Source organism: Cognatiyoonia sp., assembly GCF_965661665.1.
In the GTDB taxonomy this organism is placed as follows: Bacteria; Pseudomonadota; Alphaproteobacteria; order Rhodobacterales; family Rhodobacteraceae; genus Cognatiyoonia.
Genome location: NZ_CBFIEO010000017.1, coordinates 35,273 through 44,100 on the forward strand (window position 1 = coordinate 35,273; position 8,828 = coordinate 44,100).

Here is an 8,828-nt window from a genome sequence, read left to right on the forward strand (position 1 = left end):
GGATCATCCTCGGGTTTCGGGTGTTGGCGGCGTCTTTTCACCGCGGTCATAAGCTTCCCAGCCTTCGCCGTTGAACACATCAACGCCGAGTTGGGCGAGTACGTGGGGAAAATCGACCATCACCCAATTGTCGGTAATTTTGCCGTCTTCGACTTTCCAGAAATCCATGTAGCGGATGTTGATCCGCTTTCCGGTGGGGGCGACGCCCATAAAGGTGCCGGAATGCGTCGCCTCTTGCCGGCCAAAGGCCGCGGCCCATTCGCCCATGTAAAGGCGGGATTCGTCCACGCAAACCTTGTCAGAAAATGCCGCTTGGAACGGCTTTTGCCAATTGTCCTGAAACTCGCGCAGGCCTTCTTTGGTGCCGCAACCAGTGTTGCCCATCCAAGAGAATGTCTCGGAAAAGAATTCCCCAATATCGGCGATCCGGTGATCGTTCAGGCCGTCGACCATGCCCTCGATAACCGCGCGGGTGGCTTCAGTTTTTGACATATCGGTGTCGCGGCTGAGGACAGCTTGTTCTGGACGTGATCCCTTCATCCTTTGACAGCCCCCGCCGTGAGGCCGCTAACAATCTGGCGCTGGAACAGCATAACCAGAATGAAGATCGGGACGGAGGCCGAAACCACAGCCGCCACTGCAAACATCACCTGACCTTCGGTGTAGGTTGAACCCAAGAAGGCCGCAATGGCAGGCACCATCGTGCGGTTGCTTTCCGACAGCAACATCGAGGTCACGATAAAGTCGTTGTAAGCCAGCAAGAAGCTGAAGAGGCCGGTGGTGATCACGCCCGGCCACATAACGGGTACGATGACAAAGCGAAAAGCTTGAAACTGCGTACACCCGTCAACCTTGGCGCTTTCGTCCAGCTCTTTCGGGATGTTTTGGAAGAAGGAATGAAGCATCCAGAGGGTGAAGGGCTGGTTCATTGCAACCAGCGCAATGATGGCTGTGGGCAGGATGCCCCAGACGTTCCATTCAAACGCTGGCAACAGATAGCCCGCAACCAATGTCACCTGTGGCAAAGCACGGAAAATGAGCGCAATGATGAGCAGCCAGAATGTGTAGTGGAAGCCGGAACGGGATAGTGCATAGCCCCCCAGTGTGCCGATAGTAAGCGATGTGCAGACCACGAAGAAACACACGATGAAGGTGTTGAGTACAGAGCGCCAGAACTCCTCTTGAATCCATGCGCCTTCGTAACCGGCGAGCGTGAAGGGTGACCCATAGGTCGCCTCCGTCCTCGGGCCAGTTAGCGCATCCGACCAATTCGTGATAGAAAAGAAATCAAGCTCCACCTTGAAGCTGCCCCATGCCGTCCAGAGGAACGGAAAGGCCGCTGCGAGGAGCCAGAGGACGAGGAACGCATAGGTCGCGATCTTCAAGCCAAGGGGCGTTGATTGAGCTTTGCTGGCCATTACGCTTTCCCCTTAAAGTCGCGCCATGTACGCGTCAGGACTGGCGTCAGAAGGATGGCGACGCAGATGATGATCAGGACCGATGTGGCCGCCGCAGCTGAAAGCTGTCGCGTTTCGCCCCCAAGATCGTTCAGAATGATGTAACTGAGCGTTGTGGCATGAGCAGAGGCTGAGAAGCCGATGATCGGCTCAAGGACGCGGAAGTTGTCCATGATGTTGATGAGCGCGACAAAGGTGACGAGCGGCATCAGGTGTGGCACGATCACAAAACGCACTTGTTGGAACCGCGAGGCGCCGTCGATCTGTGCGGCTTCCAATTGGTCTTTCGGCAGAGTTTGCAGGCCCGCATAGAAAACGACAAAGGCGAAGGGCGCGGAGTGCCAGATGCCCCAGACGATGATCGCGATCCACATCAACGGTGTAGAGGCTTTGATCGACAGGTCGGGGTCTTGGGCAAGCCACGAGATCGAGTTGCCGATAATGCCCCGCGCGTCGATCATCCAGAAAAGCACGAGGGAGCCGATCAGCGCAGGCACCGTAAAAGGCAGCAGTGAGAAGAAGATCACGAGGCCCTTGAGCCTCTGCGTCAGTGTGTTGACGGCCAGAGCGATGAGCAGGCCCAGCAGGATAACGAAAGGTGTGACCACGAAGGTGTAGGTAAGCGTGAACGCCATCGCGCGGTAGAATGGCAAGTTGTTAAGATCGGAGAGGAATTCCCCGTAGGTCTCGGACGTGCGCCATGCCTCGCCCACTTCGGCAAAGGCGAGGTGGCCGCGGTCTTTGTAAATATCCAATCCGACAAATCGGCCCAAGGGTTTGGCATCGCGGATCGCGGCGGTCGCATCTTGGTCAATTATTGTGGATTCTTTGCACCCAAACGGGTCGCAGTTTTCAACGGTGATCAGCACCGCTTCATGGGGCGCGAACACAGACTGCGTCAGGATCGACGCAATCGGCAAAGCAATAAACAGCAGCATGGCCAGCCCAGTGGGCAGGAAAAACCAAAAGAAGGTACGATGTTTCATAGGTCGTGCCGTTCGTTGCGTGAAAAGAAAAGGTGGGAAGGGCGCGGGCGCCCTCCCCCATCGTCATGGGCTACTTACTGGAGAAAGCCTTTTTCTTTTGCCGCAGCGGTATATGCAGATGTGATGTCTGCCAGAGCTTGCTCTGCAGACTCGTTGCCTTGCATAAAGTCAGATAGCTCAGCACCAAGAGCGGTGTGGAACAATGGCTGCTGTGGAAGAGATGGATAAGGATTAGAATTACCACTAGCCGCTGCGAACACACCAATCGCTGCTTCTGTTGGCTCGTAACCATCGATCAACCAAACAGCTTGTGTCGCTGTTTCTTCGTCTTGAATGACTGCCGGGCGGATTGCGTGGACAAGAGCGATGAAGCTCGCTTCTGCTTCCTCATCAGAAATGTTCTTTGCGATTGAAAAACCGTCCCACCACAAAGTCGTCGCATTGCTGTCAGATCCACCGGCCGTCATTGGGCCGGCAATAGCAAAACCGTCGATCACTTCCTGTGGGACGCCTTCAGCTGCTGTCATTGTGGCAGCACGGCTGCCCCACATGTTCATTAGGGCCACGTTACCAGCGCGGTATTCCGCATTTGTCGCGTTTGAATCGTGTGTTAGGAAGTCTGGGTTCATGTACTCAGACAGAGCCTTCATCATGTTCAAGGCAGCAACGGCCTGATCGTTTTCGATTGCCAACTCAGCTGTGCCTGGCTCATAAATCTCACCACCATGGCCGAAGTACATGTTAATGAACTCTGTCGCGAGGTTCCAACCGGATGCATATGCACCACCGACTGGATATTCCATAATGCCTTGGTCACGGATCATCTTGGCTGCTGCCAACATGTCTTCGTAGGTTTCTGGCACGTCGACACCAATTTGCTCAAGCACGTCGGCACGATAAACAAGGTGCTGAGCGTTTGCCATGAACGCGACAGCCATGATCTCACCATCGATTGTTATCAATTGGTTTGGCTTCAGACCACCACCGTGCTTTGCAACAAGGTCATCCAGAGGACGAACAAGGTCTTCGTTCATAACTGCAGTCAATACGGAGTTGTTGTTGATAACTGCAGTAAATTCCGCAGGGTTACCTTGCATGCCCGGAATGTTAATTTTCTGGTGATCAGCGGTAAGGTTTGTAGATACCTCTGCGCCAGAACATTCTTGTGCCCCGGCGCCAACTGTCTGAATCGCTGGGAATTCATTACCAACGATGCTGACGCGTGCGTTGATTTCGCAAGCTGCGGCAGATGTTGCTGTCAAGATAGCCAGAGCGCTGGCTGTGGTTAGTGATTTAAGAAACATACTTCTCTCCCTGTTTCCATTTTGCGGAATGCACCTTGCAATCGTGCATCCCTTTCTTGCCCTCCACTAATCTGGCGAAGGACCTTTTGGGGGTTAATCCCCAATTCGTTCACCTGTGTCTGCATGGAACAGGTGACATTCTTTTGCTGGTATTTCGAACGTGACCGTGTCGCCGATATCGGCACGGAACGCTTTGTCAGCCTTGGCGCTGACCAACGCCCCCCCAATGCGCACGCTGACCATTGTCGCGTCACCTAAAAGCTCAAGCGTGTAAATTGGCGCTGTGATCTGACCCTTTGCAGAGGGGACGATCGCATCTTCGGCGCGGAATCCAAGGGTCACAGGCCCGTCTGGCGCGGTGAGGCCCGAAATCTCGGTCCCGGCGGCGTGGAACGTCCCACCTTTCATTTCACCGTTAATCAAGTTCATCGCGGGCGATCCGATAAAGCTGGCCACAAAGCGGTTGGCAGGCTTGTCATAAATCTCTGTCGGGCTGCCTACCTGTTGCACAACACCCTTTTCCATCACGACCACACGATCGGCGAGTGTCATGGCCTCGATCTGGTCATGGGTGACATAGATTGTGGTCACTGACAGCTCATGACTAAGGTTCTTGATCTGCGCACGTGTGGACACGCGCAGTTTCGCATCAAGGTTAGACAGCGGTTCGTCCATCAAGAAGGCATTGGGTTCACGCACGATGGCACGGGCCAGTGCTACACGCTGCCGCTGACCGCCTGACAGCTCTGCAGGTTTGCGGTGCAAGAAATCATCAAGTTCCACCATGCCGCTGGCGCGCATGACCTTTTTCTCATGATCCGCTTTCTTGCCGCCGTCACGAACCCGCAACGGGAAGCGGATATTTTCATAAACGTTCATATTCGGGTAGAGCGCATAGCTTTGGAAGACCATCGCTACGTCGCGGTCTTTCGGTTCAAGACTGTTGACAACCTTGCCATCCACAAGGATTTCGCCATCGGTCGGGTCTTCCAGACCTGCAATCATACGCATCGTCGTTGTCTTGCCGCATCCTGACGGACCAAGCAGCACCAAAAACTCACGATCTGCAATTGTCAGATTGAAATCGTCCACACCGACGAATGATCCCCAGCGCTTGGAAACATGACGCAGTTCAATCTCGGCCATATGGGCCCCCTTTATGGAATCACGTAATTTTGCATACGTTTGCAAAAAAGGTAGACTTGTGACTGGGCGTTGGGCAAGTTCTTTTTTGAAAACGACCCAATCACCATGACATGGAAAAGACGAAGTGACTGATTTTAAATCCGAAAAAACACTTATCCAAGAATATTATAACGCGCTGGATACCGCACCTTTGGACCAAATTGCGGGCGTTGAGCAAACCTATGCCGCCGACACGTATGTCTGGCGCGGGTTTCACCCATTTGGTGAGCTGACAAATCCCGCCGAGGTGGCCAACATGTTTTGGGTCCCGCTGCGCACCAGCTTGACCCGCATTCAGCGCCGCTTGGACATTTTCTTTGCAGGCACGAATGAGCTGGACGGCCATGCCAGCACTTGGGTCGTATCAATGGGTCATCTTATGGGGCTTTTTGACCAACCGTGGTTAGGCGTCAAACCGACATGCAAGATGGCTATGCTGCGCTATTGCGCGTTTCATCGTGTTGAAGGTGGCAAGATTGCTGAACAGATGATGTATTTCGATCTGCCCCATTTGATGGCGCAGGCTGGACAATCCCCCTTCCCCGTCCAAACAGCGGCACATATGGTTCAGCCTGGGCCGATGACACACACTGGTTTGCTTTTTGAGGCGCAAGATCCGGCCGAGGGCCAAGCGACCCGCGATGCGATCAACCGAATGGTTGCCGATCTTGGACAGTGGAATTTAGGTTTGCCTTTGGAGGAAGAGCTGGCACTGAGCTGGCACGACGACATGTTGTGGTGGGGGCCAGAAGGGATCGGCGCAAGCTACACCATCGAACGCTATGCCAAGCAACATTCCGGCCCGTTCCGCGCGGCATTTTCGGACCGGTCTAAAACCAATCACATCGCCCGTGTGGCCGAAGGCGAGTTTGGCGGTTTCGCTGGTTGGCCCAACTTCACCGCCACCCTGTCCGGCCGATTTATGGGGCACGAACCCACCGGCAAACGGGGGGAGTTTCGCGTGATCGATCTCTATCGGCGCGAAGGAGACAAGCTGGCTGAAAATTGGATTTTTATCGACCTACTCCATTTCTGGAAAACTCAAGGCGTCGATTATCTGGCAGAGGCGGCTACTTAAGCGCGCGGCTGAGGAAGGCTTTTGTTTCGTCCCTTTGCGGGCTGTCAAAAAGCACGTTTGGCGGTCCTTCTTCGATGACCTTGCCGTCCTTTAGGAAGCACACCTTATCCGCAGCCTGACGCGCAAATCCCATCTCATGTGTGGCTAATACCATCGTCATTCCTTGTGCCTTCAGCATCAAAAGAACATCAAGCACCTCTCCCACCAATTGCGGATCAAGGGCAGAGGTGATCTCATCAAACAGCATCACCTCTGGCTGCATGGCGAGCGCACGGACAATGGCCACCCTTTGTTGCTGACCGCCAGACAGTTGATCGGGATAGTTTTCCATCCGGTCGGCCAGCCCGAACTTTTCGAAAAGCGCTTCAACATCAGGCCGAATATCAGCGCGGTATTGCCCGTGCACGCGTCGCGGGGCAAGCATAGCGTTTTCAAGGGCCGTCATATGCGGGAAAAGGTTGTAGCTTTGAAATACCATGCCGATCCGCGACCGCACGACCTGCGGATCTAAACCGGGGACGGCGATATCTTCGCCGTCCAAGAAAATCTCCCCATCCTCGATAGGTTCCAAAAGATTGATACAGCGCAGAAGTGTCGATTTGCCCGCACCTGACGCGCCAATGAGGCAGACCATCTGCCCCTGTTCCACATCAAGATTTATCCCGTCGCATACGGTGTTTTCGCCAAAGCGTTTGACGACTGATCTCAATGCAAGCTTCGCCATCAGCGCCGCTCCTGCGACTGGCGCGCCATCAGGTAATCCGCGTAACGGGTGGCAGGAATCGTCACGACCAAAAAGATGATCGCTGCCCCAACATAGGGCGTGAAATTGGCCAAAAGCGATTTGAACACGCCCGCCTGCCTGAAAATCTCAACCGGCCCAATGAAGCTGAGGAGCGAGACATCTTTTTGCAAGGCGATCAGCATATTCATTTGGCTGGGCACCACGTTGCGGATCGCCTGCGGCAATACAACATCACGCATCATCTGACGTTCTGACAGACCCAGCGACAATGCCGCGGACCGTTGGCTGTAGTGCACGCTGTCGATGCCGGAGCGGAAGATTTCAGCGACATAGGCCGAATAGGTCAGGATCAGCGCAAGCGATCCCCAGATATAGGGGGAGTTCCACGGGCGCGGCAAACCCAGTCCCGGTATGCCGAAGCCGATCAGATAGACGGTCAAAATCACCGGCACGCCACGGAAGACATCCGTAAACACCACACCAAAGATGCGCAGCGGAAAAAGGGCGGGCGATTTCACGTCGCGTGCCAAGGCAATCAGCAACCCAAGGATCGCAATCGCAGGGGCCGACCACGCAAAGATCATCACGTTGATCTTGAAAGCCTCAAGCAACTTCGGAAAAGACTTCGCCAAGACATCCCAATTGAAAAAGCTTTTCTGAACTTTCTCCCACCCTGGCGTCATCGGCACAAAGATAATCAGCGCCAGAACCACCAACACCGTACTAACGCTGGCAATGATCAGCGATCGACGGAGTTGGTGGTGTTCATAGCGCTCGCGGCGAGTCAGCCCCGCCGCTTTTGGGTCAGCCATACTACTTGATCAGCGGCACACCGGTGGTGTCTTGCAACCATTCCGCCTCGATCGCAGCCAAGGTACCGCCTTCGGTCAAAGCGGCCAGCGCCTCATCCACGCATGCTTTCAACGGGTTGCCTTCTTCCATCAGCATGCCGAACTGATCAGGGTTGTCGCCGGAATCCGCTGGGAACTGGCCTATGACCTTTGACCCTTCGATCATCACCGCACTCAGGAACAGTGCTGTCGGCAAGTCAAAAAGTGCCGCATCGATTTGGTTTGCCGTCATTGCAGCGTTCACGTCCGCATTGTCACCATAAAGCAGCAGGTCGCTATCTGGCTGAATCACATCGTTGAGCTTCGCCACCGCAGTGGTTGACCCAACCGCGCCCCACTTCAGGCCTTTCAAGGCCTCCAAGGTTGGCATTGTTTCAACAGCACCGGGGCTGACCAGCACGGCCATCGGCGCGCTGTAATAAGGGGCTGAGAAGTCAACAACTTCGTCACGTTCAGCGGTGATCGAATACTGCTGCATGTTCATATCGAAATTCTTGGCACCCGGTTGGATCGCCTCATCAAAGGATGAGCGCACCCAAACCACGTCTTCTGCAGCAAAGCCCATTTCGGCTGCCACGGCATAGGCCACAGCCGCCTCAAACCCCTGCCCGCTTTCAGGCGCATCGTCCATCACCCAAGGATAGTAAGCCGGATTGCCCGTTGCGATGGTGAGCGTGCCTTCGGTCAGCGTCTTACCAGCCGCGCAGTGCCCGCCAGCGAAAGCCGATGTGGCCAAAGCAGTGGTCGCCAGTGCGAGTACAATAGCTTTTGTCATGATGTCGATCCTCTTTATCCTAGTCGCCAAAAGTCTATGGCGGGTCCGTGAGGGAGTCTAGGGCCAGAGGATCAACGCAATTTAAGAGCGGTGGGGCTTCTCACGCAGATACTCTGTCCAGCATGGGACAGGCTCTACCTTCAGGAAAGTCTTGAGACGTGAAGTGAGGGATTTGAGGAGTGCAGACATGACGCGGCTCCATTCGTTCAGCGGTTGTTGCCTGCGCTTTACGCCTGTCTTGGCGGGGTGTACACCACCGTTTTTTGCATAGCCGGTTTGCGTGGCTTGGGAACAACCCAAGCTATTCACAGATATTTTCAGCGATAAAGCAGTTGTTCCCAATGCAAAAACCCCAACCTTCGGCCTTGACCTCTTGCGAGCGTTCGCCAAACTCTGCGTCAATCACAACAACATCTTGGATCTTATCAAACCGGAAGATCCGCTTTG

Annotated in this window: 9 protein-coding genes; 1 reads left to right on the forward strand and 8 read right to left on the reverse strand. The window is 54.5% G+C overall.

The window, feature by feature from the left end; genetic code table 11:
- Positions 1-3 precede the first annotated feature (3 nt).
- The 5 genes from ACTF5F_RS11545 to ACTF5F_RS11565 form a co-directional block, all read right to left on the reverse strand.
- On the reverse strand, positions 4-540 hold the full coding sequence (locus tag ACTF5F_RS11545; protein WP_438957021.1) for an ester cyclase: 537 nt from the start codon (positions 538-540) through the stop codon (positions 4-6).
- A complete protein-coding gene (locus ACTF5F_RS11550) occupies positions 537-1,418 on the reverse strand; it encodes a carbohydrate ABC transporter permease (RefSeq protein ID WP_438957022.1) in 882 nt (293 codons plus the stop codon). Before ACTF5F_RS11550 ends, ACTF5F_RS11545 begins: the two co-directional genes overlap by 4 nt.
- Complete coding sequence (locus tag ACTF5F_RS11555; RefSeq protein WP_438957023.1) at positions 1,418-2,443, reverse strand: carbohydrate ABC transporter permease; 1,026 nt, start codon at positions 2,441-2,443, stop codon at positions 1,418-1,420. Before ACTF5F_RS11555 ends, ACTF5F_RS11550 begins: the two co-directional genes overlap by 1 nt.
- A gap of 74 nt (positions 2,444-2,517) precedes the next feature.
- Positions 2,518-3,747 (reverse strand): ABC transporter substrate-binding protein, encoded by a 1,230-nt coding sequence (locus ACTF5F_RS11560; protein ID WP_438957024.1) that lies wholly within the window; start codon positions 3,745-3,747, stop codon positions 2,518-2,520.
- A gap of 93 nt (positions 3,748-3,840) precedes the next feature.
- On the reverse strand, positions 3,841-4,893 hold the full coding sequence (locus tag ACTF5F_RS11565) for an ABC transporter ATP-binding protein (RefSeq protein ID WP_438957025.1): 1,053 nt from the start codon (positions 4,891-4,893) through the stop codon (positions 3,841-3,843).
- 124 nt (positions 4,894-5,017) lie between these two features.
- Between ACTF5F_RS11565 and ACTF5F_RS11570 the strand changes: the two genes are divergently transcribed.
- On the forward strand, positions 5,018-6,010 hold the full coding sequence (locus tag ACTF5F_RS11570; RefSeq protein ID WP_438957026.1) for an ester cyclase: 993 nt from the start codon (positions 5,018-5,020) through the stop codon (positions 6,008-6,010).
- Here ACTF5F_RS11570 and ACTF5F_RS11575 read toward each other — a convergent pair.
- From ACTF5F_RS11575 to ACTF5F_RS11585, 3 genes are read right to left on the reverse strand one after another with little or no spacing between them, the layout of a single operon-like run.
- Positions 6,003-6,734, reverse strand: coding sequence for an amino acid ABC transporter ATP-binding protein (locus ACTF5F_RS11575; protein ID WP_438957027.1), 732 nt, complete (start codon positions 6,732-6,734; stop codon positions 6,003-6,005). The genes ACTF5F_RS11570 and ACTF5F_RS11575 overlap by 8 nt on opposite strands.
- Positions 6,734-7,567, reverse strand: coding sequence for an amino acid ABC transporter permease (locus ACTF5F_RS11580; RefSeq protein ID WP_438957028.1), 834 nt, complete (start codon positions 7,565-7,567; stop codon positions 6,734-6,736). Before ACTF5F_RS11580 ends, ACTF5F_RS11575 begins: the two co-directional genes overlap by 1 nt.
- Before the next feature lies 1 nt (position 7,568).
- Positions 7,569-8,381, reverse strand: coding sequence for an ABC transporter substrate-binding protein (locus ACTF5F_RS11585; protein WP_438957029.1), 813 nt, complete (start codon positions 8,379-8,381; stop codon positions 7,569-7,571).
- Between the last annotated feature and the right edge of the window lie 447 nt (positions 8,382-8,828).